This is a genomic window from Streptomyces sp. NPDC058459, assembly GCF_042721685.1.
In the GTDB taxonomy this organism is placed as follows: domain Bacteria; phylum Actinomycetota; class Actinomycetes; order Streptomycetales; family Streptomycetaceae; genus Streptomyces.
This window is the reverse complement of the sequence record NZ_JBHXLV010000408.1, coordinates 1-1,749: the sequence shown is the minus strand read 5'-3', so window position 1 is coordinate 1,749 and position 1,749 is coordinate 1. Positions and strand designations below refer to the sequence as shown.

The 1,749-nt window shown below is 70.0% G+C and carries 3 protein-coding genes; all 3 read left to right on the top strand.

All coding sequences use genetic code 11. From position 1 onward, the window contains the following. Positions 1 to 68 precede the first annotated feature (68 nt). The 3 genes from ACFWN1_RS33175 (at position 69) to ACFWN1_RS33165 (ending at position 916) form a co-directional block, all read left to right on the top strand. Positions 69 to 332, top strand: coding sequence for a hypothetical protein (locus tag ACFWN1_RS33175; protein WP_384370454.1), 264 nt, complete (start codon positions 69 to 71; stop codon positions 330 to 332). A gap of 133 nt (positions 333 to 465) precedes the next feature. Next, on the top strand, positions 466 to 642 hold the full coding sequence (locus tag ACFWN1_RS33170) for a hypothetical protein (RefSeq protein ID WP_384370451.1): 177 nt from the start codon (positions 466 to 468) through the stop codon (positions 640 to 642). A gap of 28 nt (positions 643 to 670) precedes the next feature. Continuing rightward, positions 671 to 916, top strand: a complete 246-nt coding sequence (locus ACFWN1_RS33165) for a hypothetical protein (RefSeq protein WP_384370448.1) — start codon at positions 671 to 673, stop codon at positions 914 to 916. Positions 917 to 1,749 lie beyond the last annotated feature (833 nt).

Here is a 1,749-nt window from a genome sequence, read left to right as displayed (position 1 = left end):
GCCTCGGGGAGGGCTCGGCGCCTGGATCTAGGATCTAGGATCCTGGATCCTTAGTCCCTACGGGGCGCATGGCGCCCGCGGATGGCGTCTCGGCCAACCAGCTCGTCGGCGAGTACGTCGCCGCCTGCGGCGACCGTCCGTCGAGCGACGTGATCGGCCACCTCGGCCGGATCGCCGAGAAGCTCCCGGCGAGGGCATCGCGCCAGAGCACATCCGCGCCGGGCTGGCGAACTTCGCGGCCAACCCCAAGCACCTCGATCATGCTGACCAGCATGGTCAACGAGGCCACGATCGCGCTCTGGCAAGTTGGCGCGGCCGGGGTTCCGGTCTAACGTGTCCGTCCACCCGGCGTGGACCAATCCGGCTGGCGCCGCTGCCGCCTATACCGAGGAGCTGTAATGCGCACCCATCACCGCGAACCGCAGACCCTCGGCGAGGACACCCAGGACCGGACAGCCCGGGCCGGTGAGCCCGAGAGCATCTCCCCCGCTGGAGGCTCTGTCGGCCGGGATGCCCCCGCGCTACCGGGCCGCCGTCGCCGACCACCCTCAGGTCCTGGACTGGGCCCGCACCGTCGCCGGGGCCGCCGTCATCCCAACCAGGGAGCCCGACGACAGGTCACCACTGGACCCAACCTGCTGATGGCTGGCGTCGTCAGCGCGGGCTGAGCTTGTCGTACGACATCATCCACGCGGTACGGATCAACGAGGGCGCGGTCGCCGACACACGGCTCCGGCTCGGAGACGCGGTGCTGTCCACCATGACCTCGCTCGCCCTGGCCGGCGCCGTCCACTCCTACATTCTCACCCTCCGCATGCCGGTCGAGGATGGTGACCGGAAAGGCCTCGGTCACTTCGGTCAGGGTGACCGGCCCAGCGGCATCGAGACCGGCCGGGCCGTCCAGGTCGGTCAGTGACCGCAGCCCGGTCAGACCGAGGTCGGCCACCCGGTCACTGACCGGGGACGCCGAGCTGCCGGTCATCGGTCTCCCGGTCACCCGACCGGGGGTTGTCGACCACCCGGAAAAGGGCTCTGACCTGCGCGGTCAGCCGGACGGTAAGCCACCGGTCAGCGGTGTCCCGGTCGCTGACCGGGAATCCTGGACACCGAGTGTCCGGCGGTCAGACCCAGACACCGAGGAGCTGCTGGAGATCGCCCGGTCGGCGGTCAGGGCCGAGGACAAGCTGACCCGCAAGGTGGTCGCCCAGGCGATCCACGGTCAGCAGGTCCCCCTGCCCAGCGACACCCTGACCGCCCTGATGGCCCAGCTCCGCGCCCCGCACGGTCAGCCGGTCACCTCCGCCTGGAACTGACCGGGCAACCGGTGGGCGGATGAACGAACCGGCCACCCGCCCCAGGCACCCAGCTCGCACCTCTCCTCGAAACGAAGCAAAGAACGCTTCCGTGCACATCAACCCGGCCACCGCCGCCGAAGTCGATTCCTGGCTGACCGTCCTGCACCAGCGCGGTCACCTCCACCACGCCTAGTCAGAGCCCGACGGCACCTGGATCGTGCAGCGCGAACGGCACGACCGCCCCTGGACCCTCCACCACTCGGTCCCCGCCATGGACTGGATCGAGGAACTCGTCCGCGAAATCCAGCAGCAGGACCCGGAGACGAGCCGGTGAACAGCGACGACCCGGTGGTGACCACCGCCGGACCGCAGCGTGACCCCACCACGGCTCCTGGCGGAGCAAGCTATCGCGTACGACGGTCCTACGGCCCGTCGTACGCACTTGCCCCCACCC

What these genes read in the sequence shown, in the direction of transcription:
- ACFWN1_RS33175 (WP_384370454.1), top strand. Translation starts at nt 69, where the DNA reads ATGGCGCCCGCGGATGGCGTCTCGGCCAACCAGCTCGTCGGCGAGTAC.